The sequence below is a fragment of the Streptomyces albiflavescens genome, from assembly GCF_014645835.1.
Classification (GTDB): Bacteria; Actinomycetota; Actinomycetes; order Streptomycetales; family Streptomycetaceae; genus Streptomyces; species Streptomyces albiflavescens.
Window position 1 is genome coordinate 119,378 of sequence record NZ_BMMM01000018.1, and the last position, 25,662, is coordinate 145,039.

Consider the following 25,662-nt stretch of genomic DNA (forward strand, 5'->3'; position numbering starts at 1 on the left):
ACTTCAGGAACTCTTCAGACCTTTTCAGTGGAAGGCTTCGATCGCATGGACGCGGTGGACAGGCAGCTCATCCAGGCCCTGAGGGAGAACGGCCGGGCCTCCTACGCGGAGCTGGGGCGCCTCGTCGGTCTGTCGGGACCCAGCGTCACCGACCGCATCAACCGGCTGGAGGCCGCGGGCGTCATCACCGGCTACCGCGCGACGGTCGACTCGGCCTCGCTCGGCCTCGGCGTCACCGCCCTGATCGGCATCTCGCTCTCCGACGCCGCCGACCACGAGGACGTGGCGCACCGGCTGCGGGACCTCAGCGAGATCGAGGACTGCTGGTTCATCGCGGGCGACGACTCGTTCATGCTCAAGGTGCGGGTGGGCGACGTGGACGGCCTGGAGAAGACCATCCGACGCCTCTCCGGGACCAAGGGTGTCTCCCGGACCCGTACGACGATCGTGCTCTCCACGAAGTGGGAGAACCGGGTGGGTGAGCTGCCCGAGGAAGGCTAGGGGCTGTCGTCACATTCCCGTCGCGGGGCAGACGGGAATGTGACGACAGGCCCCAGGGCACGAAGTGCCTGATGGGGGCCCCTCCCGCCCGAAGGGTGGGGAGTACGGTTGGGATCGTTCGTCACGAGGAGAGGTAAAGGCATGGATGTCGGGCTCAAGCGCGAGCTGGAGGACAAGGTCCGGGCCGGTGAGCGGCTGACCCGCGAGGACGGCATCGCGCTGTACGAGTCGGACGACCTGGCCTGGCTCGGCGGGCTCGCGCACGAGGTGCGCACCCGTAAGAACGGTGACGTGGTCCACTTCAACGTCAACCGTCACCTCAATATGACGAACGTGTGCACCGCGTCCTGCGCGTACTGCTCGTTCCAGCGCAAGCCGGGCGAGAAGGACGCGTACACGATGCGCATCGAGGAGGCCGTCCGCCTCGCCAAGGCGATGGAGAACGAGAACCTCACCGAGCTGCACATCGTGAACGGGCTGCATCCCAATCTGCCGTGGCGTTACTACCCCCGGTCGCTTTCCGAATTGAAGAAGGCGCTCCCGAATGTGTCCCTCAAGGCCTTCACCGCCACGGAGATCCACCACTTCGAGACGATCTCGGGGCTGTCCGCGTCCGAGATCCTCGACGAGCTGATCGACGCGGGTCTGGAGTCGCTGACCGGCGGTGGCGCCGAGATCTTCGACTGGGAGATCCGGCAGCACATCGTCGACCACCGCACCCACTGGGAGGACTGGTCGCGCATCCACCGCCTCGCGCACGAGAAGGGTCTGAAGACCCCGTGCACGATGCTGTACGGCCACATCGAGGAGCCCCGCCACCGCGTCGACCACGTCCTCAGGCTCCGTGAGCTCCAGGACGAGACCGGCGGCTTCCAGGTCTTCATCCCGCTGCGCTACCAGCACGACTTCGTGGACATGAAGGACGGCAAGGTCCGCAACCGGCTGCAGGCGCGCACGCAGATGGCGACAGGCGCGGAGGCCCTCAAGACCTTCGCGGTGTCCCGTCTCCTCTTCGACAACGTCCCGCACGTCAAGGTCTTCTGGGTCATGCACGGCGTGCAGACCGCGCAGCTCGCGCTTCAGCACGGCGCCGACGACATGGACGGCTCGGTCGTCGAGTACAAGATCACGCACGACGCGGACAACTACGGCACGCCGAACAAGCTGACCCGCGAGGACCTGCTCGACCTGATCCGCGACGCGGGCTTCCGGCCGGTGGAGCGGAACACCCGGTACGAGATCATCCGCGAGTACGACGGTCCCGACCCGGCGCGCCGGGAGTCGCCGCAGCCGATGCGGGTCTGAGTCCCAGGGAGGCCGGCGCCCCGGTCTCGGCGGGATCGCGGAGCTTAGGCTCGGTGACCATGGAGTTGTGCACGAAGCCGCGCCCGGAGCCGACCACGGCTGTGGACTTCCGGCTCGACCCCGAGCTCACGGCCGGCCTCCTCGACGAGCTGACCCGGCTGTGGACCGATGTCAGCAACACGGGCGGCGCGGTCGGCTTCCCCGGACGGGTCACGTACGACGAGGTACGCCCCGAGACCGATCGCTACGCGCGGACCGTGGCCGAGGGCCGGCACCGGCTGCTCGCCGGGTTCGACGGCGCCGGACGGCTGCGCGCCACGGCCTTCCTCGGCTTCAACACGCACCGGCTCCAGGACCACTTCGCCTGGGTGACCACGGTCATGGTGGATCCCGCGCTGCAGGGCGGCGGCCACGGCAGGGCGCTGCTCGCCGCCGTCGAGGAGCACGCCCGGGCGCTGGGCCTGGAGGCCCTGAAGCTGACGTGCCGGGGCGGGACGGGCCTGGAGCACTTCTACGCCTCCTGCGGTTACCAGGAGGTGGGCCGGGTGCCCGGGGGACTGCGGGTCTCGGCGGACGATTACCGCGACGACATCATGATGTGGCTTCCACTGCACTGAGTGGCTTCCACCGCGCGGATACGGCCCCGTGCTGTACGTCGAGCCCGCCTGCAAGATCGTCGTCCGGGCGTGCTTCACTGGACGGTGCCCTTTGGGAACATTCGATACGGAAGAGTGGATTGACATGGGCCGCTACACACTGATGCGCCTTGGTATCTTCGCGGGCTGCCTCGTGGTCGTCTGGGGCCTCGTCTACTCCGGTATCGCCCCGCGTGGACTCGGCGACTCCAACTACATGTGGGTCGTCCTGCTCTCCCTGGTGATCTCCGCGCCCATCAGCTTCGTCGTGCTGCGCAAGGAGCGCGACCGCGCCTCGGCCCAGGTCGTCGCGCGCGTGGACCGCATGAAGGCCAACCTGGAGGGCAACCGCAGCCAGGAGGACATCGCGGACGACACGACGCGTGGGGCGCAGGGCCAGACCTCGTAACACTCCGTACCGCTCCAGACGGCTCCATCCCGCTCTCACCGTCCCGGCCCGGGGGCGCGCGATCGTACGCTTGCCCGCATGGGTGCTGTGAAGAACAAGCGGATGCCGCGTGCGGTGCGTGAACGGCAGATGCTGGACGCCGCCGTGTCGACCTTCGGGCAGCGCGGGTACCGCGCCGCCTCGATGGACGAGATCGCCGAACTGGCGGGCGTGTCCAAGCCGTTGGTGTACCTGTACCTCAACTCGAAGGAAGACCTCTTCACCGCATGCATCCGGCGTGAGGCCAAGGCGCTCACCGAAGCCGTCCGCGCGGGCGTGCGGCCCGGTCTGCCCGCCGACCGCCAACTCTGGGAAGGGCTGCGGGCGTTCTTTACGCACACCGCCGAGAACCCCGACGGCTGGGCGGTTCTGCATCTGCAGGCGCGTACGCACGGCGAGCCGTTCGCGGCCGAGGTCACCGCGATGCGCGAGGAACTCGTCGTGTTCGTCACGCAGTTGATCGTCGTGGCCGCCCGTGAGGCCCACCGCGACCCGTCCCTCCCCGAACGCGAGGTCGCCGGCCTCGCCGAGGCCCTGGTCGGCGCCGCCGAGTCCCTGGCCGCCTGGGCCAACGCCACCCCGGGCGTCTCCGCCAAGCAGGCCGCCGCGACCCTGATGAACTTCGCCTGGGCGGGCCTGGGCGACCTCATGGAGGGACGGCCCTGGTCGCCGCCCGTCGCGGAAGGCCAGACCGAGTAGCCCTGACGAGCGGTGCCGCCCGGTCATGGCTGTCCCCAGCGGCGGAGGGTGGGCGCGACCTTCTCGCGGCCCACGCGGTAGAGGGACTTGGCGCCGCTGCGGGCGGCCCGGCGGACGACCGCCCTGAGGGGACCCGCGCCGCCTCCGCCCAGGGGAACCGGCAACGGCCTGCCCTTCTCGTCGAAACCGTTGCGCTCCAGGATGCCGCCCAGATAGGCCCCGGCCCGCTGTGGCGAGTAGTACGGCCGCAGCGGCGGCAACGATCCGCAGGCGCGCAGCGCGGCGAGCCGCGCACGGGCGGCGGCGTACGGGTCGCTCTTGCCCATGCCCTGCCGGGCCGCCCACACCGGATCGACGCGAGGCAGTGCTCCCGCGTCCAGGTCGTCCCAGGAGGCGAGGCAGCCGGAGTGCACGAAGTAGTGGTTGCCGTGCGCCTCACGGACCCCGAAGTCGGTGAGGATCGCGGTCGGTATGTCCCGGTGCATCGACTCCAGCGCGGCCGTGGAGCTCACCGTCACCAACAGGTCGGTACGGTCGAGGACTTCGCCCATGTTGCCGTAGACGAGCTGGAGGTTGGCGGGCGCGGGCTCGGCCAGCTCCTCGATGAGCACCTGGTACGGGTCGGCCTCGACGTGCGTCGTGTGCTCCCCGGGGAGACTGCGCAGCTTCATCAGGACGAGCCGGTCGGGATGGCACCGGGCATGCGCGGCCGCGCGCTCCAGCAGCTGCAGCCGGGACTCCCGGCCCTTGGGCACGGAGGGCTGCACCGCGAAGGTGAGGGTGAAGGGGCGGTCGGCGGAAGGCGCGTACGGGGCGCCGCCGAGGAACGGCAGCGCGCACTCCACGACGGAGTCCGGATCCACCCCGACACTGGCGAAGGCGCCGCGGAACCGGTCCGCGTCGTACGCGCTGTTGGCGAGGACGACATCGGTGCCGGCGCGGGTGAGGAGCCCGTCGACCATCTTCTCGTAGACGACTCCGACGTATCCGGTGACGGTGACCGGCCGCCGCTCCCGCGCCTCCCACGCGATCCCCAGGCTGTGGGTGAGCGCCAGCGTCGTACCGCCGGCGGTCGCCAGGACGACGACATCGGCCCCGGCCAGCTCCTCGTCGTCCACCAGCTCGGCCGCCGAGACCTCGCGCCGGGTGTCGGGCACGATCCCGATCTCCGCCAGCTGGCGCTCCGTCGGGGTGGCCCGGGTGCGCAGGAAGACGGCGTCGAGCGCGTGCTCGGGGGCGATCTGCCGGGCGACCGAGGCGCCCCACTTCCAGCGGGTGTCCGAGTCGGCGAGTACGGCGATACGTCTGGGCGGCATGGCTCAGGAGCCTTCCTGGCGTGGTTCAGCGGGGTGCGCCGAGGCTAGGAACGACTCCTGAGGACTGGATGAGGGATGCCTTCAAAGGACCTTGGGGGCGCTGGGCATTCCCTGTGAAGGGTTGCTCGGAGACCCCCGTTCACCCCCGTTCTCCTGGGGTTTCGTGGCGGGAGCGGACCGGCGTGCCGGACCGGAGCACCCAGGAGTTCGTGAGTTGTTCACCTTGCTTCGCGGAACCCGTGCGCTCATGCGGAGTTCTCGGGAACACGCGCCGCTCGGTCGGGCAACGCGCGCGTCTCGCCCCTGAGGTGGACCCGCTCCCCGCCCCGCAACTCGAAACGGCCGCCGTCGGCCGCGTACGTCACCGTGCCCGGGAGCAGTACGGGCGTCTTGAACTCCGCCCGCACGCATACGGATTCGCCGAGCTGCTGGGCGGCCAGACAGCGGGCCACGGTCCACATGCCGTGGGCGATGGCGCGGGGGAAGCCGAAGAGGCGGGCGGTGAGGGGGTACAGGTGGATGGGGTTGCGGTCCCCGGAAGCGACCCCGTAACGCCGTCCGACGTCCCCGGCGAGACGCCATTCGGCGAGGGCGGGGAGGGCGGGCAGGTGTTCGGCGTCCGGGGGCCGGTGCGGGGCGTCGGGCGTGTCGGTCGTGTGGTCCCGGTTCCGGTTCTTCCGGCCGTGCCGCGCGAGGTACGTACTCCGTGACTCCCATACGAGGCCGCCCTCGGTCCGCGCCTCGGTCACGACGGTCGCCTCGGTGCCCCGCCGGTGCGGCGCCAAGCCCGCTACGTGCACGGCGAGTTCGTACGCCGCCGTGGCCGCGAGCTCTCTTCGCCGGGTGATCTCGATCGAGGTGTGCACCAGTCCGAGCAGCGGCAGCGGGAAGGTGCGGCCCGCCATGATCCGCATGGCCAGCGGGAAACCGAGGACGTGCGGGTAGGTGAGGGGCAGTGCGTCCGCCCCCGTCGCGAAGCCGCACACCCGCTCGTAGGCGGCGAGCCGCGCGAGGTCGACGCGCACACCGGGCAGCACGAGCCGGGTGGCGGGCACGGCGGCGTCGGGGCGGGGACGCTTGAGCGGGGAGAGAAGAGCACCCCGGGCGAGGAGCGGCCCGAGCGCGGGGGAACTGGTGAGGATGTCGGACACTTACGCCCCCAGCAGAGCCGTCGGCTGCGGCAGCCCGAGCCGCCGCGTCAGGAACCGGCCGGGCGCGGTGCCGGTGAAGCTCAGATAGCGGTCGGCCATGTCCGGCTCCCTGCCCCTCGAATGCTTACCCTGGAGTAAGGTTACCGTAGGTAAGCCCATGTGCCGTCTCTGGACCGAGTCGGCGATCGCGGGTGGGCAGGGTGTGACGGTAGCCCTTGAAGGCCCGTGAGGCAGGGGGCGGTTGTGGCCGGGGCGGGCCGCGCCCTGTGTGGCCGCTGAGGTTGCACAGCCCCGGCTCCGAACCATCCCCGAACCCGCACGAACTCCACACGCGCGCGCCGTACGATCTCCGACCTAACCAGCGGTAACAGCCCGGCCGCGCACCGCTGGTGAACATCTCAGTACGCACGGCGCGTACCTCATGCAGCAGAGCAGTCCGTAGCTGCACGCCCCAGGAGCTGCCCATGTCCGTCCCACACGCGTCCTCGTCCCCGTCGCCGTTCTCGTCCGGCTTCGACTCGGCACCCGCTCCGGTCCCCGTCCCGGTCCCCGACTTCGACCTCGACTACGACGGCCGGCCCGTACTCGTGGAGCCGGACATACGACGGCTGGACGGGGTGGCGCGGGAGGCGTCCGTGCCGCCGCTCGTCGCACCGGTGACCCACGGTTCGCTCGCCGACCTGCCCTTCGACAACGCGGACGCGGCCCCGGGTCAGGTGGTCCTCAGCCGCAAGGGGCCGGACGGCCGGTGGACCGAGGTGACCGCGGCCGAGTTCGCGGCGCAGGTGCTGGCGGTGGCGAAGGGACTGATCGCCGAGGGGCTGGTGCCGGGCGACCGGATCGCCATCATGGCGCGTACGACATACGAGTGGACGCTCCTGGACTTTGCCGCGTGGGCGGCGGGCCTGGTGACGGTCCCCGTCTATCCCACCTCCTCCGTCTTCCAAGTCCGCTGGATCCTCCAGGACTCGGGCGCGGTGGCCCTGTTCACCGAGAGCGTGGCCCAGGCGTCGGCCCTCGGCCCCGAGCGCGAACGCCTGCCCGACCTCAGGCACATGTGGGTCATGGAAAAGGACCACGTGGAGCGCCTGGCGGAGCTGGGCGAGTCGGTCCCGGACCAGGAAGTGGCCGTACGCCGGGGGATGTTGATCCCGGACACCCTGGCCACCCTCATCTACACCTCGGGCACGACGGGCCGCCCCAAGGGCTGCGCGCTCTCGCACGGCAATTTCTTCGCCGAGGTCGACAACGCGATCGAACTCCTCTACCCGATCTTCAAGGCGAAGTCGGGCGAAGACGTGTCCGTCCTCCTCTTCCTCCCCATGTCCCATGTCTTCGGCCGCATGGTCGCCATCGCCTGCGTCCGCGCGCGGGTACGGCTCGGCCACGCGCCGAGCCTCAAGGCGGAGGACCTGCTCCCGGACATGGCGAGCTTCAGGCCGACGTGCCTGCTGGCCATCCCGTACATGCTGGAGAAGGTCTTCAACGGCGCCCGCGCCCGCGCCGAGGCGGGCGGCCGGGTCTCGTCCTTCGAACGCGCGGTGAGGGTGGCCATCAGGTACGGCGAGGCCATGGAGGCCAAGCAGACCGGCACCGGCCCCGGCCCCAGCCGCGCCCTCAAGACCGCCCGGGCCTTCTACGACCCCCTCGTCTACCGCCGCATCCGCAACGCCATGGGCGGCCGTGTTCGCAACGCGATCTGCGGCGGCTCCCCGCTGGGCCGACGCCTCGCCGCCTTCTACGCGGGCGCGGGCATCGAGATCTACGAGGGCTACGGCCTCACGGAGACGACCGCCGCGGCCACGGTCACACCCCCGCTCAAACCCCGCCTCGGCACGGTCGGTTGGCCGCTCCCCGGCACGAAGGTCCGTATCGCGGCGGACGGTGAGATCCTGCTGGCCGGCGACCAGGTCCTGCGCGGCTACTGGGATCCCCAGGCGGGAGGCGTGGTCCCGGCCGCCCCCGACGGCTGGCTGGCCACCGGTGACCTCGGCGCCCTGGACGACGACGGCTACTTGACCATCACAGGGCGCAAGAAGGAACTCCTCATCACGGCAGGCGGCAAGAGTGTGGCCCCGGCCCCCATGGAGAACTGGCTCCGCTCCCACCCCCTGATCTCTCAGTGCATCGTCCTGGGCGACGGTCGCCCCTACGTCTCCGCCCTGTTCACCCTCGACCTCGACGGCATCACCCACTGGCGCCAGATGAACGGCAAGCACCCGGTTCCGGCCGAATTCCTCGTGAACGACGCGGAGTTGCACCAGATCCTGCAGCGAGCGGTGGACGAAGCGAACAAACTCGTCTCCCGCCCGGAGTCCATCCGTCGCTTCGCCGTCCTGCCGGTGGACTTCACGGAGGAGGCCGGCCATCTGACCCCGTCGATGAAGCTGCGCCGGGAGGCGGTCATGAAGGACTTCGGGCGGGAGGTGGAGGGGCTGTACGAGCGGTGAGCCGCGTGAAGCCGGTGAGCCGCGTGAAGCCGGTGAGCCGCTGATTCGCCGTCAGCTGCAGTGGACGTTGTCCCACTGGTCGCCCACAGCTCTGCCGTTGTTGGGAGCCGTCACCCAGCCGCTGACCGTGACGCAGTGCCCGTCCATGCTGGTCAGGCTGACCGGGCCGGCGTACTCGTAGAAGTAGTCCTCCTGCTTCTTGAACCGGTCGCCCTGCCGGATGGTGACCTTGAGCAGGTGTTTCTGCCCGTAGTACTTCCGCGCGACGTTGACCACACAGTTGGTGCCGCCGTTGGCGCTCGAGTAGTACAGGTGGAGCGTGCCCCAGACGGACCCGTCGGTGTCCTTGATGTTGTACGTGTCGATCTCGGACCCGGCGCATCCATAGGCGCCTTGCGCAGCGGCCGAAGCGGTGGGCGCGGCAACCAGGCCCAGCCCCGCGGTCGCGGCGAGCGAAACCAGGCCGATCAGCAATTTCCGCACGGTGCGTCCTTTCGATGGGGGGTAACGCAAGCGAGCGCGCCAAATGAATCATGGGGCGCGCGACGCGTGCGCCGGATCCCCGAGAACTGGCGTCATCGCGCCACGCCGCTGTCGTCTCGTCCCACCCGCGCCACGCCGCTGTCGTCTCGTCCCACCCGCGCCGCGCCGGTGTCGCTTCTCGTGCCACCCGCGCCGCGCCGGTGTCGCCTCTCGTGCCACCCACGCGCGCCGATTTCGCCTCACGCCATCCCAGCCGCCCGCAGCAGAGCCGTCACCGCCGCGGCTCCCAGCACCACCATCACGAACGGGGCCCTCCGCCACGCCAGCACCCCACCCACCAGCACCCCGAGGGGCCGCGCCCACCCGGCGAACCCGTGTGCCTGGGTGAGTGCCCCCGTGGCGAGCAGCGCCACGAGCAGGACCACCGCGGCGGTGGACAACAACTCCTGGACCCGTGCGGGAAGTTCGACTCGTCCGTGCAGCAAGGGCCCCACCAGCCGGAAGGCGTATGTGCCGACGGCCAGGACCAGGACGGCGGCCACGGTCGGCGTCATGCCGGCCTCCTCGCGACCAGGAGCCCCGCCAGTGCCAGCAACACCGGCACCCCGGCGGGGACGACGGACGTCACCGCCAGTGCCACCGCGGCTCCGGCGAGCGCGGCCCGTCGTACGCCCGCGTCCCCGCGCAGCGCGGGCAGCACCAGTGCCGCGAGCACCGCGGGGAACGCCGCGTCGAGCCCGTACGTCCCGGTGTCGCCCAGCGCGCTTCCGGCCAGGGCGCCCCCGAGCACACAGAGGTTCCACGACACGAACAGGCCGACGCCGGAGATCCAGAAGGCGGCCCGGCGCCGGCGTGGATCGGGCTGAGCCAGGGCGAAGGCGACCGTCTCGTCGGTGACGAGGTGGGCGCCGATGAGACGGGTGGCGCGTCGGCGTCCGATGATGTCGGCGACGGCGAGGCTGTAGGCCGCCGTACGTGTGTTGAGCAGCAGCCCCGTCGCCGCCGCCGCGAACGGCCCGCCCCCGGCCAGCAGAATCCCCACCGCGCTGAACTGCGCCGAGCCCGCGTACACCACCAGCGACATCACCACCGGCACCCATACGGGCAGTCCGCCGGCGACGGCGATGGCCCCGAACGACACGCCGACGACCCCGCCGGCGAGGCAGACGAGGGCGACGTCCCTGAGAAGTCCCCGGTCAGCGGTCATGGTTGTTCGGAGAAGCGAACGCATGTTTTCTACAATGAACAGTGAGCGATCTGTTCGTCAAGGAGAACGATCGTACCGATGGAGCGAACGAAGTGACTGACGCAGACGGTGGGCCCCCGTCCCGCCTCCCCCTCGACTGGATCGCCGCCTCGCTGCGCCGCGAGCGCACCCGCGCCGGACTCTCCCTCTCCGAACTGGCCAAACGTGCCGGCATCGCGAAGTCCACGCTGTCCCAACTGGAGGCGGCGAGCGGCAATCCGAGCATGGAGACGATCTGGGCGCTGGGCGTGGCGCTGGGGATACCGTTCAGCGCGCTGGTCGAGCCGCCGGCTCCGTCGGTCCAGGTGATTCGCGCCGGTCGGGGGCCTACTGTCGCCTCGGAGCAGGCCAACTACGTCGCGACCCTGCTGTCGGCCAGCCCGCCCGGCGCCCGCCGGGACATCTACCACCTGCGGGCGGAACCGGGTGCGGCCCGGGAATCGGAGCCGCACATCCCGGGCACGGTGGAGCACCTGATCGTGAGCACGGGGAGAGTGAAGGCGGGGCCCCTCGGGGACGCCGTGGAGCTGGGGCCCGGCGACTACATGGCGTACCGCGGCGACGTACCGCACGCGTACCAGGCGCTGGAGTCCGGGACGACCTTCGTGCTCGTGATGCAGCACGTGTGAACACAAAGGCAGGAGCCCCACGACCGGCTGGCGCGGGGCTCCTTGGGTACTGCTATCCGTTCCGGATCAAAGCATTGGGCTCATGGAGCCGAAGGCTTAGAGCGGGGTGACGTTCTCCGCCTGCGGACCCTTCGGGCCCTGCGTGACGTCGAAGGAAACCGACTGGTTCTCTTCGAGAGAGCGGAAACCGCTCGCGTTGATCGCGGAGTAGTGGACGAAGACGTCCGGGCCGCCGCCTTCCTGGGCGATGAAACCAAAGCCCTTTTCGGCGTTGAACCACTTCACGGTTCCGGTAGCCATAAGCCCTCCTTGGGCCCAAAGGGTTGCCCTGCTCCAGAACCTGCGATTGTGTAAACAACTGCATACGTCTGAAAACGACGAGAGCCCGCGGTCACATGCTCCGCAGGCTCTGTACTGCAAGGGAAACCAAACTGCAACTTGCGGCGAGCCTAGCACGCAGGCAGCCGAAAGCAATAGAGGGCAAGATCACGTCACCCGAATGTTTGACCCCGGTCGGGGATGGGTTGACGTCGCAGTGCCACAAGGGTTGACACAAGGGGTCGAGATGGTTTCCAGAACCACGCCGGGACCCTGAAGCCTGCACCGTATCTCATGGGGTCTAGCCTCGCGATGTGGACAATTCTCGCACCCGGCCGCGCGTCGGCCACATCCAGTTCCTGAACTGCCTGCCCCTGTACTGGGGGCTCGCGAGAACAGGTACGCTCCTCGATTTCGAGCTCACGAAGGACACCCCGGAGAAGCTCAGCGAGAAGCTGGTGCAGGGCGACCTCGACATCGGGCCGATCACGCTCGTCGAGTTCCTCAAGCACGCCGATGAACTGGTCGCCTTCCCGGACATCGCCGTCGGCTGCGACGGGCCGGTGATGTCCTGCGTGATCGTCTCGCAGGTCCCGCTGGACCGGCTGGACGGCGCCCGGGTCGCGCTCGGCTCGACCTCGCGGACGTCCGTTCGGCTCGCGCAGCTGCTGCTGGCCGAGAAGATCGGCGTCCAGCCGTCGTACTACACGTGCCCGCCCGATCTCAGCCTGATGATGCAGGAGGCCGACGCCGCCGTACTCATCGGTGACGCGGCGCTGCGGGCCAATCTGCTCGACGGGCCGAAGTACGGCCTGCAGGTACACGACCTCGGCGCCCTGTGGAAGGAGTGGACGGGTCTTCCGTTCGTCTTCGCCGTGTGGGCCGCCCGGCGCGACTACCTGGAGCGCGAGCCGGCCCTCACCCGCAAGGTGCACGAGGCGTTCCTGGCGTCCCGGGACCTCTCCCTCGACGAGGTCGGCAAGGTCGCCGAGCAGGCGGCGCGCTGGGAGGCCTTCGACGAGCAGGTCCTGGAGCAGTACTTCACGACGCTCGACTTCCGCTTCGGCCGCCCGCAGCTCGAAGCGGTGCGGGAGTTCGCGCGCCGGATCGGCGCGACGACGGGGTTCCCGACGGACGTGAACGTACGGCTGCTGGAGTCCTGAGGGTCCGTCGGGTCCTGGGGCTCGGGGCGCTTGCGGCGGCGCATACGGCACTACGCTGCTGGGCAGTGCGTCCGGTGCGTACGGGGGAGGGATGAGCTGTGAGCACCATGCAGCCGCTCGGAGTCGACGAACCCACGGTCGTGGGACCCTACCGGCTGCTCGGCCGGCTGGGCTCCGGCGGCATGGGGCGCGTCTATCTGGGCCGCAGCGCGGGCGGCCGCACGGTCGCCGTCAAGATCGTGCACCCGCACTTCGCGCTCGACGAGGAGTTCCGCGCCCGCTTCCGCCGTGAGGTCGAGGCCGCGCGGCGGGTCGGCGGCGCGTGGACGGCCCCGGTCCTGGACGCGGACCCGGAGGCGTCGGTCCCCTGGGTCGCCACGGGGTACGCGGCCGGTCCGTCGCTCGCCGCCGCCGTCGCGGACGGCGGTCCCCTTCCGGTGCATTCGGTACGCGTGCTCGGCGCGGGCCTCGCCGAGGCGCTCTCGGCGGTCCACGCGCTGGGCCTCGTCCACCGCGACGTCAAGCCGTCGAATGTGCTGCTCACCCTCGACGGTCCCTTGCTGATCGACTTCGGCATCGCACGCGCCACGGACGGCACGGCGTCGCTGACCTCGACAGGCGTCTCGGTCGGCTCCCCCGGCTACATGTCGCCCGAGCAGATCCTCGGCAAGGGAGTCGCGGGCGCGGCGGACGTCTTCTCCCTCGGCGCGGTCCTGGTGTACGCGGCGACGGGAGCGTCGCCCTTTCCCGGGGACTCCTCCGCCGCACTCCTCTACAAGGTGGTGCACGAGGAGCCCCGACTGGGGTCCGTGGAAGGGGAGTTGCGCGAGCTGGTGTCGGCCTGCCTGGCGAAGGACCCGGGGGCACGTCCGACCCCCGACGAGGTGGCGGTCAGCCTGGCCCCGCAGGGCGCGGCCAGGCTGGTGACGGCGGGATGGCTGCCGGGATCCCTGGTGGAACAGGTGAGCCGAAGTGCCGTACAGCTGCTGAACCTTGAGGCGTCCGAGACGGCGCCTTCCGGGCCGGTGGACTTCAGCAGCCCTTCGGTGGAGGCGGGTTCAGGGGCGGGAGTCGGGGCAGGGGGAGGTACCGGGGCCCGGGCCGGAGCGGGGACCGGAGCCGGAGCCGGTACGGGAGCCGGAGCCGGTACGGGAGCCGCAGCCGGTACGGGAGCCGGGACCGGGGTGCCGGTGTCCGGCGGGGTGTTCGGGCCGCCGCCCGTGATGCCCGCGCAGGCAACGGGCGTACCGGACCAGCGGCAGCCGCAGGACGCGGTGCCGCCGCCCCCCAGTCACCCGGGCAAGGTCTCCGTCAGCGTGGCCGCGACCTCCGTGCCCGGTGCGAACGGCCGTGGCCGCAGGCTGAGTTGCACGGTCGCCCTCGCCGTCGCCGGAGCGCTGGCGGCGGCGACGGTGGGCTCGGCGTTCCTGTTCGACCTGCTGCCGGGCGGCGGTGGGTCGAACGACGCGGGCAACTCGGCGGGCGACGCGCACCCCTCGGCCACGGCGAGCGCGAGCGCGCCCGGCGACGGGGAGTATGCGTCCCCGATTCCGGCCTCCTACCTGGGCACCTGGGAGGGCGACGGCCTGGCACTCGGCGGCACCCTCCCCATGGGCACCTTCCGTGTCACCCTCCACCAGGCAGCCGTGGGCAAGGAGTTGGGCAGCTTCCGCCAGACCGACCAGATCGGCGGCATCTGCGACGACGTACTCATCCTCAAGAAGGTCACGAAGAAGCAGCTCGTCGTCACGAGCGTGGCCAAGGAGTCCAACCGCGACGTCTGCACCAAGGGCGAGCACGAGGTGCGGCTGACTCCCGTCGGGAGCGACCTGAAGTTCGAGCAGGACAACGCGGATGCGGGGGATCCGGTGGCGCGGATGGCGAAGGTCACGTAGGGGGCTTCTGATGGATCTCCGCGGCGTCGCGACGCCCGGCACGCACTCTCGCCGCACCGGACAAAAGCCCTAGTAGCTCCTCCCCCACGCTCGGCTTCGCTCGCGCGGGGGGACCCCCATCGAGGACTTCCGCCCGGCACGCCGCGAGCACGCACCGAACGCCGCTCCTTCTTCCACGGAGATCCATCAGAAACCCCCTAGCCGCCGGTTCCGTTGCTCGGCGCCGCTTGCCGTACAAGCCGTAGCCCGCGATCAGCAGCATCGCGCCAACGACGGTCGCGGCCAGGCCCACGAGGGAGACGTACGGGTAGCGGTGGCTGATCCAGCAGTACTCGCCCGCCGACGAGCAAAAGCCGTACCTGTTACTGCGCTTGGGATGCCAGGTCTGCATGGCGACGGCCGAGATGATGACGGCCAGGGCCGCGCCGGGCAGTGACAACGCGATCCATGGCAGCGAACGAGCCTTCTCCGTCCTCCACTTCACCCGCGTCAGCGGTGCCCCGAAGAGGAGCAGCGAGAAGGGAAACAGGAGCCCGGCCGAGACGGCGAAGCCGTAACCACCGCCCGGCCAGTGCGGGGTGACCTCGCGCCAGAGTTCACCCGCCCACGCGAGCGGGCCCACGACCAGCGCGGTCACGACACCCACGGCGATCAGGAGGACCAGGCAGGCGAAGCCGAAGGCTCGCGCCCGCTTCCCACGTCGTTCGGGCACCGTGGCCTTCCGGCCGGGCACATGGGCGTACCGAAGAGAGGCCCCCGCCGCTCGCTGTCGCCTCGGCTTCGCCGAACCACTCACCGGGCCTGCCCTCCTCGTCCGCCCCACCCGTCACTACTGTGTCTGCGATAGCGAACACCATCACGCACACAGCACGGACCGCAATCCGTGCGGGCGACGTACAGGCGATAACGGGGAAGGCTCGACCATGGAGACACTGCAGCCGGACGATCCGCGGGAGTTGGGCAGCTACCGGTTGCTGCGAAGACTGGGTGCGGGTGGCATGGGCCGGGTGTATCTGGCCCGTTCGCCCGGCGGACGCACGGTCGCGGTGAAGGTCGTACGCCAAGACCTGGCCACGGACGGCGACTTCCGCCGCCGTTTCGAGCACGAGGTCGAGATAGCCCGCGCGGTCTCGGGCCGCTACACCGCCCCGGTCGTCGACGCCGACCCGAGTGCGGCGCTGCCGTGGCTGGCCACGTCGTACGTGCTCGGCCCCGACCTCACGGACGTGGTGGAAGCCCACGGCGCCCTCCCCGAACACACGGTCCGCGCCTTGGGTGCGGGGCTGTCCGCCGCCCTCCAGGAGATCCACGCGGCGGGCCTGATCCACCGCGACCTCAAGCCGTCGAACGTCCTGCTGGCCGCCGACGGCCCCCGTGTCATCGACTTCGGCATCGCGCGCGCGGTGGACGGAAACCGTGTGACCCAGACGGGAGTTGTGGTCGGTTCGCCCGGCTACATGCCCCCCGAGCAGGCCCTGGGCCGGGACGTCGGCACGCCGGGCGACGTCTTCTCCCTGGGCGCCGTTCTGACCTTCGCGGTCACCGGCCACGACGCCTTCGGCGACGACGCGGCCTCCCATGCGGCCATGCTCTACCAGATCGTCCACGGCGAGCCCGACCTCACCGGCGTACCCCAGTCCTTGCTCGGCCTGATCCGCGCGTGCCTCCTGAAGGACCCCGCTCAGCGGCCCGCCCCGGGCGAACTCGTGGCGGCTCTGGCCCCGGGCGGCGTCGAGACCGTACTGACGAACTGGCTGCCGTCGGCGGTGGCTTCGACGATCGCCACGCATGCGGCGGGGATCCTGGACCTGGAGGCGCCGGAGGCGCCGGCACCGGCCTCGGCAGCCGCCTCGGCTGCGGCTCCCGCTCCGGCCGCGGGTTTCGGTCCGCCGCCCGCGATGGCGGAAGGGACACCGGCTCCGGGAACAGTCACGCCGGTGCCGGGGTATGGCACTCCGCCCGGCGGCGCGGCCAACGGTACGCCTGGGTACGGCTACCCGCCTGCCGGTACGCCTGGGTACCGAACTCCGTCCACCGGCACGCCTGAATACGGTTCGCCCCTCCCGGGCGCAGTCCGTCTCGGCACGTCGGAGCCCACTACGGCCCCGGCACCGTCCCGCCGCCGCTTCCTGGGACTGACCGCGGCCGGCGTCGTAGGCGTCGCGGCGTTCGGCGGCGGCACGGCTTGGTGGCTCTCCCGGGACGACGACTCCTCCGATACGGCGACGGGCGCGAAGGGCGACGCGGCCGGCTCGACCGAGCCCGTCACGGAGAACTTCACGACACCTCCGGCGGGGACGGCGCCGCAGCCGCTGTGGCACAGGTCGGTGGGGGAGGAAGCCACGAGCGACAACCTGCCGCTGCTCGTTCAGGACGGAATGTTGCTCATCAGCGGAGACCCGTTGGTGGCGTACGACGCGAAGACGGGCAAGGCGCGCTGGTCCCGCAAGGAAGCCTGCCAGCCCGGCGCCCAACTGCTCTATGCCGATGGGAAGGTGTTCCTCGCCGACACCGAATACGAGGGGGTGCTCGTCGCTCGGGACGTGACCACCGGCGAGGAGTCCTGGCGTAGCCGCCTCGGCAAGGAGTTGACGGTCGAGAACACCATCGACATCGATGCCAAGAACGTCTACGTCACGGTGACGGACTACAGCGATGCGCGGAGCGCCACCAAATACCGCACAGCCGTCGCCGCGATCAGCCACAGCACGGGCAAGAAGGTCTGGCTGCAGAAGCGCGACTGGGGCACCAAGGACTACGACGTCGAGGGCACCGTCTCCGGGAAGTACCTCGTCTATGCCGATTCCAACTACAACCTCACCGTGCGCGACACCGCCACCGGTGAACAGTTGTGGAGCAGGAAGATCGGCGACGACTGGAGCTGGAAGCCCGCCGTCGCGGCGGGTCTCGTCTTCCTCCCGGGCGAGAAGCTGACGGCGGTCGACGTGGAGACCGGGAAGGCCGGCTGGTCCCTCGACCCCAACGGCCGCCGCGGTTTCCACAACCCCACGGTCATCGAAGGTGTCGTCTACGTCAGCGACTATGACCACGGTATATGGGCCCTCCATGCGAAGACCGGCAAGAAGATCTGGCTCTGCGATGACAGTGAGCTGGACGAGGCCGCGACGACGTTCCTCAGGGCCGGGCAGAATCTGTACGCGGCCACGGACATGGACGGCGGCGGCATCTACGCCCTGGAGGCGGGCACCGGCAAGCTGCGCTGGGTCTACAACGACAACAAGGATCCCGGTGAGCCCTGGCGGGTAGCCATCTCCGGCAACCGCCTGCTGACGACCCACGGGTACGAGATCTACGCCTTGCCCGCGGTATGAACACATGCCTCGGCCCCCGGAGTTACCGGGGGTCGAGGCACAAGTGCACTACATCGGTGTCGTGACCGTGAGCGGCTCCCCGTCCCCGAGGTGCAGCAGACCCTTGCCCGGTGCGACCGGTCCGCCGACCATGCTCCGGTTCGTACGGATGCCGATCAGCTCGCCCGCGGAGGAGTCCTGCGGGCAGAGCAGGATGCCCCGGCGGCCCTTCTTCATCTCGACCTGCCAGCCGGAGAAGCCGCTGCACACGTCCTCCTCGTCACCGGCGATGACCAGGGCGAGACCGCGCTCGCCGCCACGCTGGACGATCCGCTTGAAGACGGTCTCGGCGTCGCAGTCCTCCAGGACCTCGCCGTCGTCGACCAGGACCACGATCGGCTCCTCGGGCGTGGCCGAGTCGATGGCCTCGCGCAGATCGTCGCTCTCGATGTCGTCCTCGTCGAAGACCTTCAACACGCCGTCCTGCCCGTCCAGTTCACGCAGCGGTGAGGGGCGCGGGGCGGCGACGACGAGACGTACACCCTGCGCCAGATAGGAACGCGCCAGGTTCATCAGCGTCGTACTGCGGCCCGACTTGGCCGGACCCGCGATGACGAACGTCGGCACGCCCTGCGAGAGGTCGGGGCCGAAGCCCATGATGTCGTCGCCGCCGATGCCCACCAGGCCCCACAGCTTGGAGCGCGAGGCATCGGGATCGCGCATCTCCCAGGCGTCGTTGAAGCCGATCCGGGTGGGCAGCACATCGACGCGGAACGGGCGGCGGCCGCGTGGAAGGTGAGCGTCCCGCGCGGTCGCGGCCTCGCCGATCGCGGTGATCGCGGCGGCCTGTCCCTGACCCGTGGCGTCCTCGGTGAGCAGGGCGAACTGGGTCTCGGTGCCGTGCTCGTTGCGGTAGCCGCGGCCCGGCGGGATCTCCTCGGGAATCTTGCGTGCGTTGATGCCGATCAGCGAGAAGTCCGAGCGGTCGGCGAGCCGCAGACCGTACTTGTCCTCGGTGAGCGAGCCGATACGGGTCGAGAGGATCTGACGGTCACCGGTCATCACCATGTGCAGGCCGACGCTCGCGCCCTCCCGCATCATCGCGGTCAGCTGGTCCGTCAGATCACCGTGGTCGTACTCGCCGAGCGTGGGCAGCCAGCCCTCCCAGCGGTCTAGCAGCACGACGATGTGCGGGAGCCGCTCCTCTTCCGGCGCGGCGGCCCGCTGCTCGCCGATGTCGGCGAAGCCCTTGTCCGCCAACAGGTCCTGTCGGCGGGTGAGTTCACCCTTCAGACGGGAGATGAGGCGCACCACGCGCTCGGTCTGGTTGCGGCTGACGACGGCGCCGCAGTGCGGCAGCCGGGTCAGCGCGTTGAGCGCGCCGTTGCCGCAGTCGATGCCGTAGAGGTGGACGTCCGCCGCGGAGTGCGTACGCGCCAGCGAGCCCGCGAGGGTCCGCAGGATCTGCGAGCGGCCACTGCGCGGCGCACCGCCGATGAGAAGGTGGCCGAAAGAGGCGAAGTCCACGACGACCGGGCGGCGGGCCTGGTCGGCGGGCAGGTCCTCGACGCCGTACGGCGCCGGCGGCAGCTTGCCCGGTCCGCCCGCGAAGGCGGGGAGCTGGATCTCGTCGAGCAGCAGTGTCTCGGAGAGCGCGGGCAGCCAGGGGCTGTGCTGGGCCGGGATACCGAGGAGCTGGTTGGCGTCGCGTACCGCGTCCACCAGCACCTTGAGGTCGGTGATCTCCTCCTCCTCGCGCGCCTCGGCCTTCGGCTTCACCAGCGCGGCACGGCCCAGGTCCTCCCAGCCGAGCGGGCCGGCCCAGGGCGCGAGCAGCGTCGGATCGGCGGCACCGGGGCGGCGGCCGCCCACCCGCCCCGACTGGAACGGCACCAGCGAGGCGTGCCCGAGTCGGACGTACGCGCGACCCGGGGTGCTCTTGGAGATGTGTCCGGCCTCCGGGGAGTCGATGACATCGCTCGACTCGCTGCCGTCGGTCACGCGCAGGGCGATACGGAGGTTGGTGTTGGCGCGGATCTCGGGCGACACGACACCGCTCGGCCGCTGGGTGGCAAGGAGCAGATGGATGCCGAGCGAACGGCCTCGCTGGGCGATGTTGACCAGACCCGTCACGAAGTCGGGCAGATCGCGCACCATCGAGGCGAACTCGTCGATGACGATGAGGAGTCGGGGCACGGGCGCGTGCGACGGATCACGGCGTACGAGGTCCTGGTAGTCCTCGATGTCCTTGGCGTCGGCGGCGGCGAGGATGTGCTCGCGCCGCTTCAGTTCGGCGCCGAGCGACTCCAGGGCGCGCTCGACGAGATGGGCGTCGAGGTCGGTGACCATACCCACGGTGTGCGGGAGCTTCACACAGTCCTTGAACGCCGAGCCACCCTTGTAGTCGACGAGCACGAACGTCATGTTCTCCGGCGTGTTGGCCACGGCCAGCGACGCCACGATGGTCTGCAGCAGCTCCGACTTACCCGAACCCGTCGTACCGGCGATCAGACCGTGCGGCCCGTCCCGACGCATGTCGATGCCGAACGGCCCGTCGTACGACTCACCGACGACCGCCATCGTCGACTGCCCGCCCATCCGCCAGCGCGCGGTGATCGCGTCGCTGGTCGGCGGCTCCAACTGCAGTACGTCCAGCAGCCGACTGGCACCCGGCAGGGCCGAGTCCTCGGTCTCGCCGCTGATGTCGCGAAGGGGGGACAGAGCGCGCGACAGCCGCGCGCACCAGGCCGCGGAGACGAAGTCCGGCCGTACGTTCCGTACGCGGGCGACACCCGTCTGCTGGACGCGCAGCCTCAGTTCGAGCGCCTTCTGCGCGCCGGACCGGGAGTCGTCGGCCTCGGCGGCGTGCCAGGCGTGGAAGGAGGGGAAGCCGCCGGGGGCTGCGGGCGCGGTCCGGGCGACCTGCTGCGGAGTCGCGTGCTCCTCGGGCTTCGGCTCCGCGATGACGATGGCCTGGCACTCGCCGGGCAGGAACCGCTCCTCGGCGTCCAGGCAGATCGCGTACATGGACATGGCCGGACCCTCACGCAGCAGCCGTACCACACCCGGCATGGAGCGCAGCCGCCGCGAACCGTCCCAGACGACGATGATGTCGGGATCGCCGAAGGAGGCCTTGTTGCCGTTCTGCTTGGCGGCCTTCTGGCGGGCGTCGAGCAGTTGGGTCAGCTCGCCGATGCGGGCGCCGACGGTCTCGGCGTCCGTGCCGATGAGGACGTTCGCGTCCTGGGCGCCGGCGGGCCGGCTGTGCGGCAGCCACCGCACCCAGTCCCAGCCCTCCCGGCCGCTGTTCTCGGTCAGCACATAGAACTGGACGTCGAGCGGGCTGTGCAGCACCGCGGTCTGGGCGACGACCCAACGCCCCAGCGCCTGCGCCGAGTCGCCGGGTCCGGCGATGCCGATGACCCCACGCTCCTGCAACGGAAGGGCGACCGGCGCGTCCTCGATGGTCCAGGTGACCTCGCGCTTGTGGTCGTCCTGCTCCGGGTCGTCGAGCACGACGTCGGAGGGCAGTTGTCCGGTACCGACCCGCAGCAGCAGATGGTCCGCGTCGGTCCGCCGCCGCTCCCACAGCCGCGTACGCGGCCCGGTGCTCAGCGACAGTACGGTGGCGGGGTCGGGAACGGCCTGCCGCCGGTCGAGCCGCTCGGCGACGAGGGCGTCCTGGGCGTCCTTCTCGATCCGCTCCTTGTGCTCGTTGTACTCCTTGACCTGCTTCGCATGGGACTTGCGCCCCTGCTTCTTGTCCATGAAGAAGTTGCCGAACATGATGAGCGGGCTCAGCAGCGCCATGATCAGGTAGTACCAGCGCCCGAAGATCATCACCGATACGACGGCACCGACCAACGGCGTCACGGCCATCAGCCAGGGCAGCGGCCGCGCTTCGTAGTCGCGGATCGGACTGGGCAGCCGGAACTTCGTCTCGCGCTCCGGCGGATGGAGCCGCGGCGGCCGGTTGTAGTCGAGCGCGGCGCCGTCTTCGGACCACTTGAGCGCGGCGTTGGGGGGCGAGTACCGGTCGAGCTCGAGGAGGGTGTTGCCGACGGCGATCTGACTGCCGAGGGGCCACTCGTCGTCGTCGCGTTCGTCGATGGCCTCGCCGTCGAGGGTGACGCCTTTCTTCTCCCCGTGTACGGCGACGCGACAGGTTCCGTCCGTTGCAACTGACAACGTCAGGGCCCTTTGCGGGAGCTCGGGGTCGTCGATGCGTATGTAGGAGGAGGCGCCGGCGCCGATGTCGTACCGACCGATCCCGAGCCGGTGAACGGCTCCGGCGGCAGGACCGCCCGCGATCCTGAGCTCGACGAGCCCGGTCGGCTCACCCGGCAGACACCCGGCGGGGTCGTGCAGGCTGACGACGGCGCCTTCGCGCAGCGGCGAGGTGCCGATGGTGGCGGAGGGATCGACGGGATACCCGTCGACGTAAGCGACGGGCGCCCCGCTACTGGCGGCCTGGTGCTGCCCAATGGGAATGATCTGGGCACCACCGCTGTACCCGACGTGCGACGCCAGTTCCTTGGCGATGTCCCCCACCAAGGACTCAGGATCCGCATCAAGAACCACGTCGGCGGTGGCGCCGCCAAGCGGGTCGACGACGGTCAGAGTCAGGCGCACGTTCGTCCTCCCCAGGCACCTGAGGCCGCTTCCGGAACGCCGGCCACAGTGACCTCGACGATAGCCGCTTCCCGCTTCCCGCAGGCAACGGCCTGTGTGAGAGGTCTCTGGAGGCCTCCGGCGGGATATGGGGTCCTGAGGCCCGCGCGGGCGGGCGCACTTGGTCGTCCCCGGACACAACCGGGGTCCTCTCGTGACAGAACCGGGGTGTGCTCCTGCAAGCGCCGTAAGTAAGCTGCTGCCTCAAGCGGACGATCGCATCATCCGCATCAGGAGCCACGGGGGTTGGCCCTGCGGCGAGTTGAAGTACGGAGGACGCCACATGGCCGGCGGCAAAGACGCAGACATCACATACGAGAAGATGCGGCACGCTGCTAAGCGACTGGGCCACGAGAAGGAGAAGATGGAGGACAAGCTCCACGGCCTCGACAGCTACATCGACGACCTCGTCGCGCACGGCTACACGACCACGAAGGGTTCGGGGGCCTTCGACGACTCCTTCAAGGAGTTCACCAAGGGCATGAAGGACACCCTTGAGGGCCTCAAGGGCATGGCCAAGTTCCTCGAGGACGCCGCGAAGGCGTACGAGGACCTGGACGACCAGCTGGCCAAGGGCGTCAAGGGGAAGTAAAGTCCGCGCTCACTGCGCGACTTGGGTGCGACGGGACACATGCGGTGTCCCGTCGCATCGTGGCACAGCCCGTCCCGAAGCGGGCACCATTCCCGGCCTCGGTGCGCTGAAGCATCTCGGCGGCAGCCAAGGAGTCGCGGCTGCTCGTTGCGGAGAGGGCCAACTGGGGAGGAGGGGGCCGCCCACGACATGGTCCCCTCGTCGGTCATTGCCGCCATTCCGGCCGCCAGGGCCGCGGCCGAACGCTACGGGCGAGAGGTCCGCTTCGCCATCCGCAGGCAGGTTCCCGACACGACGTCGACTGATGGCGTGGGCTGTCGCGCCAGGTGTACGTGGAGTTGGCCGCGGGTTCGTCGCAGATGACCGTCATCCATGATCCGTCGGTGAAACTGATGCGCGGCCTGTCGCCGGGGGTGTGGGCTTCGTCGTCGGCCAGTGCCCTCGTTCGGGTTCGCCGTGACGACCGGGAGGCGAAGACGTGCGACGTATACGTCATGTATACTCTCCGCATGTCCGACGTCATGATCCGCGTGCCCGCCGAAGTTCGAGACCAGCTCGCTGCCGTGGCCGAGGCGCGTGGTACCAGCCTTCGCGCCCTCATGCAGGACATAGCCGCTCAGACGCTGACCCCCGACCAGATCAAGGAACGGGGCGATCGCACTCGTGCCCTGCTCGCCGAACGCTTCGGGCACTACGTGACGGATGAGGAGTCCGCTGAGATGCGGAGCAAGATGCGCGAAGCCGCCGCGGCTCACCGTGCTGCTCTGGCAGAGGCGGAGTCGTCCCGTTGATCGAGACCGAGCATTACGTCCTGGACGCTCCGACTCTCATGGCGATGGGGGGCAACAAGCAGGTATCCGGTCTCATTCACGCTGCGGCTGCCAGTGGTGAAGTCCGCCTGTGGGTGCCCGTCATGTGCCTCGTTGAAGCGGAGCGCGAGCGTGCGGGGATTGTCGGTCATGTCGGCATGCTGGTGGACGTGCTGCACATGATCGACGATGACTACGCGATGGCCGTGACCATCGCTGAACTGTGCCGTGACGGTGTCCCGTTCGGTGTCGGCGCTGCCGTGCACGCCGCGAGGCCGAACCACATGCTCCCCGAGGGGGCGCTCGTCGCCACCGTGGCGCCGGAGTCCTACGAAGGGCTCGGGGTCGGGGTCATGGACCTGAACCGCTGAGGCATTGCTTCCACGCCGACTCGGGTCGTCACGCCTCATCTCTGATCCAGAGACTTCTGGCGAAGTCGTCGATGGCGTCGAAGGAGGTTTCGAGGAGGGCGGGGTCGTCGTAATGGCCTTTGAGGACCAGATCGATGTCGTGGGCCGAGTCGTTCCAGGCGTAGGTGACGGAGAGCATCAGCCCACCGTCGGGACCGGTCCAACTGCGCAGGCTGCGCAGACCCTCGCCCAGATGGGGCGAGACGAAGGGGACGGTCTCCACCCGCTGGCTGGCCTCGGCGGCCGTGGGATCGGGTTCGGCCAGCATGCTCAGGTGCAGGGGACTGTGCTCCTCGTCGCAGGCGAACTGCTTGGTGAAGAAGACCAGCGGTGCGGCCTGTGGCGGCATCGGACCGAAGAGGTACGCCTGGTCGGCCTCGACTCGGTCGCGCAGCATGGCGGCCGAGCCCTCCAGAAACTTCTTCATCTGCCGCTTCTCGCGCCACGTGAGCTTGCGCCGGTGGAGCAGGGCACTCGCGTCGAGTTGCAGGTCCAGCCACTGTGCGAACTCCGACTTGCTGCCGCCCAGCGGCATGCGGAACCACAGGGCCGGATCGGAATCGGTCTCGACGGTCGTCATGCGTAGCTCCAGCGGAAAGTGGTCATCACGGCATCGAAGAGTTCGACCAGGGTCTCGGTGAACTCGATGTCCATGTCGGGGGTGGTCAGCGTGCTGAAGGAGAACGTCAGCCACTGGGCGGGGACGCTGTGCGTGATCGGCACGGTGTACTGCACCCGCCAGGACGGCACCTCGACTCCCTTGTCCGGATCGGCGGGCAGCTTCTGCAGGATGCGCACGGCCGCCGTTCCGTCGAGTTCCCGGGCCGAGGCCTCCTCGGCATCACGGGCGAGATCAATGAGTACGGCCTCGGGCTCGATGTTCCCTGCCGGTGCCCCCAGCGGCTCGGAGGCAACAAAAGAGGCCGGGATGAGCATTCCGTGCATGCGCTCGACGGGCAGATAGAGCGTCAGGCCGTCCGAATTGCGAGCCTGTCGAACGGTCTGCTTCAGTTCTTTCGTGAGCTGCAGCCGGGCCTTCGGAATGTCGTCCTTCGGGAATCCGGCGGGGAGTTGAGACACGGATTTCCGTACGATTCGCTGGATTGCCTCTCTTGTGCCGCTCCGGAGCGGAATGGTGTCCCATCCGGGTGGCGGGACGAGATTGAATCCGACCGGGACACGGACGGATTCCAGGAAGTTCTCAGGATGTGACACTGCGGTTCCGCATCTTCTCCGCGACCCAGGTCGCGCCAACCAGCACGGTGAACAACGGGGCTCCGACGATTCCCGGCCAGAAGGAGCTGATGAGGCTGGGCAGCAGTAGGGCCCAGCCCATGGCGAGATCACGCGTCAGTAGCGGAGGTCGCTTGCTGGGCGTGGGATTCTTGATCAGGATCCACAGGAGATGGAGCAGACAGCCCGCCAGCATGGCCCAGTAGATCCAGAACAGGACATCACGACCGGCATCGGGGATCAGGAGCGAGATTCCGATCAACGGGACGATGGACAACAGCGCGCCGATGATGGTCACCCGCACTCTGAAATTCGTACCCGAGCCCAGCTGTTCCCTGAGAGAATCAGCCATTATCCCTGCTTTCCTTGCCGCGTTCACCGGTGTTCCGGGCGCGCC

At 69.6% G+C, this 25,662-nt stretch carries 24 protein-coding genes; 13 read left to right on the top strand and 11 right to left on the bottom strand.

The genetic code is table 11. The annotated features are described in order from the left end of the window. The first annotated feature begins 45 nt into the window (after window positions 1-45). The 5 genes from IEY95_RS37790 to IEY95_RS37810 all read left to right on the top strand — a co-directional run bounded on the left by IEY95_RS37790 (window position 46) and on the right by IEY95_RS37810 (window position 3,588). Window positions 46-501: an Lrp/AsnC family transcriptional regulator gene (locus IEY95_RS37790; RefSeq protein WP_189190733.1), complete on the top strand. Its 456-nt coding sequence runs from the start codon at window positions 46-48 to the stop codon at window positions 499-501. 141 nt (window positions 502-642) lie between these two features. After that, the gene (gene mqnE, locus IEY95_RS37795; RefSeq protein ID WP_189190734.1) at window positions 643-1,806 is read left to right on the top strand and encodes an aminofutalosine synthase MqnE; all 1,164 of its coding nucleotides are present in this window, start codon (window positions 643-645) and stop codon (window positions 1,804-1,806) included. Between the two features lie 59 nt (window positions 1,807-1,865). Then, on the top strand, window positions 1,866-2,423 hold the full coding sequence (locus IEY95_RS37800) for a GNAT family N-acetyltransferase (RefSeq protein ID WP_189190735.1): 558 nt from the start codon (window positions 1,866-1,868) through the stop codon (window positions 2,421-2,423). Between the two features lie 124 nt (window positions 2,424-2,547). After that, window positions 2,548-2,850, top strand: coding sequence for a DUF4229 domain-containing protein (locus tag IEY95_RS37805; protein WP_189190736.1), 303 nt, complete (start codon window positions 2,548-2,550; stop codon window positions 2,848-2,850). Window positions 2,851-2,928: 78 nt separating this feature from the next. Further along, window positions 2,929-3,588 carry a TetR/AcrR family transcriptional regulator gene (locus IEY95_RS37810; protein ID WP_189190737.1) on the top strand — a complete coding sequence of 220 codons (660 nt, stop codon included), beginning with the start codon at window positions 2,929-2,931 and terminating at the stop codon, window positions 3,586-3,588. A gap of 23 nt (window positions 3,589-3,611) precedes the next feature. Here the strand turns inward: IEY95_RS37810 and IEY95_RS37815 are convergent, their stop codons facing one another. Both IEY95_RS37815 and IEY95_RS37820 read right to left on the bottom strand, forming a co-directional pair. Continuing rightward, the gene (locus IEY95_RS37815; RefSeq protein ID WP_189190738.1) at window positions 3,612-4,904 is read right to left on the bottom strand and encodes a DUF6716 putative glycosyltransferase; all 1,293 of its coding nucleotides are present in this window, start codon (window positions 4,902-4,904) and stop codon (window positions 3,612-3,614) included. 245 nt (window positions 4,905-5,149) lie between these two features. Further along, complete coding sequence (locus IEY95_RS37820) at window positions 5,150-6,055, bottom strand: MaoC/PaaZ C-terminal domain-containing protein (protein ID WP_189190739.1); 906 nt, start codon at window positions 6,053-6,055, stop codon at window positions 5,150-5,152. 464 nt (window positions 6,056-6,519) lie between these two features. Here IEY95_RS37820 and IEY95_RS37825 point away from each other — a divergent pair, with 464 nt between their 5' ends. Continuing rightward, window positions 6,520-8,505 carry an AMP-dependent synthetase/ligase gene (locus IEY95_RS37825; RefSeq protein ID WP_189190740.1) on the top strand — a complete coding sequence of 662 codons (1,986 nt, stop codon included), beginning with the start codon at window positions 6,520-6,522 and terminating at the stop codon, window positions 8,503-8,505. 51 nt (window positions 8,506-8,556) lie between these two features. Here IEY95_RS37825 and IEY95_RS37830 read toward each other — a convergent pair whose 3' ends face one another. From IEY95_RS37830 to IEY95_RS37840, 3 genes are all read right to left on the bottom strand, one after another. Then, the gene (locus tag IEY95_RS37830; RefSeq protein ID WP_189190741.1) at window positions 8,557-8,988 is read right to left on the bottom strand and encodes a hypothetical protein; all 432 of its coding nucleotides are present in this window, start codon (window positions 8,986-8,988) and stop codon (window positions 8,557-8,559) included. 239 nt (window positions 8,989-9,227) lie between these two features. Then, complete coding sequence (locus IEY95_RS37835; RefSeq protein WP_189190742.1) at window positions 9,228-9,542, bottom strand: AzlD domain-containing protein; 315 nt, start codon at window positions 9,540-9,542, stop codon at window positions 9,228-9,230. Further along, window positions 9,539-10,219 carry an AzlC family ABC transporter permease gene (locus IEY95_RS37840; RefSeq protein ID WP_189190743.1) on the bottom strand — a complete coding sequence of 227 codons (681 nt, stop codon included), beginning with the start codon at window positions 10,217-10,219 and terminating at the stop codon, window positions 9,539-9,541. The genes IEY95_RS37835 and IEY95_RS37840 overlap by 4 nt, the downstream gene beginning before the upstream one ends. A 68-nt stretch (window positions 10,220-10,287) precedes the next feature. Here IEY95_RS37840 and IEY95_RS37845 point away from each other — a divergent pair, with 68 nt between their 5' ends. Then, on the top strand, window positions 10,288-10,863 hold the full coding sequence (locus IEY95_RS37845) for a helix-turn-helix domain-containing protein (RefSeq protein WP_189190744.1): 576 nt from the start codon (window positions 10,288-10,290) through the stop codon (window positions 10,861-10,863). Window positions 10,864-10,959: 96 nt separating this feature from the next. On the opposite strand, the gene IEY95_RS37850 is transcribed toward IEY95_RS37845, so the two are convergent. Continuing rightward, window positions 10,960-11,163 (bottom strand): cold-shock protein, encoded by a 204-nt coding sequence (locus IEY95_RS37850; protein WP_010986243.1) that lies wholly within the window; start codon window positions 11,161-11,163, stop codon window positions 10,960-10,962. A 332-nt stretch (window positions 11,164-11,495) separates the two neighbouring features. On the opposite strand from IEY95_RS37850, the gene IEY95_RS37855 reads away from it, so the two are divergent. Beyond that, window positions 11,496-12,344, top strand: a complete 849-nt coding sequence (locus IEY95_RS37855) for a menaquinone biosynthetic enzyme MqnA/MqnD family protein (protein WP_189190745.1) — start codon at window positions 11,496-11,498, stop codon at window positions 12,342-12,344. A gap of 107 nt (window positions 12,345-12,451) precedes the next feature. Then, complete coding sequence (locus IEY95_RS37860) at window positions 12,452-14,239, top strand: serine/threonine-protein kinase (RefSeq protein ID WP_189190846.1); 1,788 nt, start codon at window positions 12,452-12,454, stop codon at window positions 14,237-14,239. Here IEY95_RS37860 and IEY95_RS37865 read toward each other — a convergent pair. Further along, a complete protein-coding gene (locus IEY95_RS37865; RefSeq protein ID WP_189190746.1) occupies window positions 14,232-14,951 on the bottom strand; it encodes a hypothetical protein in 720 nt (239 codons plus the stop codon). The genes IEY95_RS37860 and IEY95_RS37865 overlap by 8 nt on opposite strands. Before the next feature lie 211 nt (window positions 14,952-15,162). Between IEY95_RS37865 and IEY95_RS37870 the strand changes: the two genes are divergently transcribed. Beyond that, window positions 15,163-17,571, top strand: coding sequence for a serine/threonine-protein kinase (locus IEY95_RS37870; protein WP_189190747.1), 2,409 nt, complete (start codon window positions 15,163-15,165; stop codon window positions 17,569-17,571). Window positions 17,572-17,619: 48 nt separating this feature from the next. Here the strand turns inward: IEY95_RS37870 and IEY95_RS37875 are convergent, their stop codons facing one another. Continuing rightward, entirely contained in the window at window positions 17,620-22,182 is a 4,563-nt protein-coding gene (locus tag IEY95_RS37875) for an FtsK/SpoIIIE domain-containing protein (RefSeq protein WP_189190748.1), read from the bottom strand. A 322-nt stretch (window positions 22,183-22,504) separates the two neighbouring features. On the opposite strand from IEY95_RS37875, the gene IEY95_RS37880 reads away from it, so the two are divergent. From IEY95_RS37880 to IEY95_RS37890, 3 genes are all read left to right on the top strand, one after another. Then, window positions 22,505-22,813: a WXG100 family type VII secretion target gene (locus IEY95_RS37880; protein ID WP_189190749.1), complete on the top strand. Its 309-nt coding sequence runs from the start codon at window positions 22,505-22,507 to the stop codon at window positions 22,811-22,813. Window positions 22,814-23,145: 332 nt separating this feature from the next. Beyond that, entirely contained in the window at window positions 23,146-23,604 is a 459-nt protein-coding gene (locus IEY95_RS49600; RefSeq protein ID WP_229703618.1) for a hypothetical protein, read from the top strand. Beyond that, window positions 23,601-23,993 carry a PIN domain-containing protein gene (locus tag IEY95_RS37890; RefSeq protein ID WP_229703619.1) on the top strand — a complete coding sequence of 131 codons (393 nt, stop codon included), beginning with the start codon at window positions 23,601-23,603 and terminating at the stop codon, window positions 23,991-23,993. Before IEY95_RS49600 ends, IEY95_RS37890 begins: the two co-directional genes overlap by 4 nt. Before the next feature lie 28 nt (window positions 23,994-24,021). On the opposite strand, the gene IEY95_RS37895 is transcribed toward IEY95_RS37890, so the two are convergent. The 3 genes from IEY95_RS37895 to IEY95_RS37905 all read right to left on the bottom strand — a co-directional run bounded on the left by IEY95_RS37895 (window position 24,022) and on the right by IEY95_RS37905 (window position 25,617). Next, window positions 24,022-24,612 (bottom strand): hypothetical protein, encoded by a 591-nt coding sequence (locus IEY95_RS37895; RefSeq protein WP_189190750.1) that lies wholly within the window; start codon window positions 24,610-24,612, stop codon window positions 24,022-24,024. Beyond that, the gene (locus IEY95_RS37900; protein WP_229703620.1) at window positions 24,609-25,112 is read right to left on the bottom strand and encodes a hypothetical protein; all 504 of its coding nucleotides are present in this window, start codon (window positions 25,110-25,112) and stop codon (window positions 24,609-24,611) included. The genes IEY95_RS37895 and IEY95_RS37900 overlap by 4 nt, the downstream gene beginning before the upstream one ends. A gap of 121 nt (window positions 25,113-25,233) precedes the next feature. Then, the gene (locus IEY95_RS37905) at window positions 25,234-25,617 is read right to left on the bottom strand and encodes a hypothetical protein (RefSeq protein WP_189190751.1); all 384 of its coding nucleotides are present in this window, start codon (window positions 25,615-25,617) and stop codon (window positions 25,234-25,236) included. Window positions 25,618-25,662: the final 45 nt, after the last annotated feature.